The following is a 270-nucleotide window of genomic DNA, read 5'->3' as shown; positions in this document are numbered from 1 at the left end:
AGAGGCACACCGTTGTCGAAGCACCGCAAGTTCTCGAATAACCGCCGCGCGATGTTCAGCGTGGCCGCCGGAACCGTTCTGGCCGCCGCGGGGATGGTCGGCGTCGCCAGCGCCGCGACCCCGGCCACCCACGCGAACCCGGTCCCGGCCACTCAGGCGGACCCGGTTGCGGCCACCCACGCGAACCCCGTTGCCGCCACTCAGGCGAACCCGGTCCCGGCCACCCACGCGAACCCGGTTGCGGCCACCCACGCCGACCCGGCCCCGGCC

At 74.4% G+C, this 270-nt stretch carries 1 pseudogene; it reads left to right on the top strand.

From position 1 onward, the window contains the following. Positions 1-51: 51 nt before the first annotated feature. A pseudogene (locus OO69_RS48635) lies at positions 52-270 on the top strand (hypothetical protein); the annotation flags it as partial.

The sequence above is a fragment of the Streptomyces sp. NRRL F-525 genome (genome assembly GCF_000716605.1).
GTDB lineage: Bacteria > Actinomycetota > Actinomycetes > Streptomycetales > Streptomycetaceae > Streptomyces.
The sequence above is the reverse complement of the archived record's forward strand: the minus strand, read 5'-3'. Positions and strand labels throughout refer to the sequence as shown.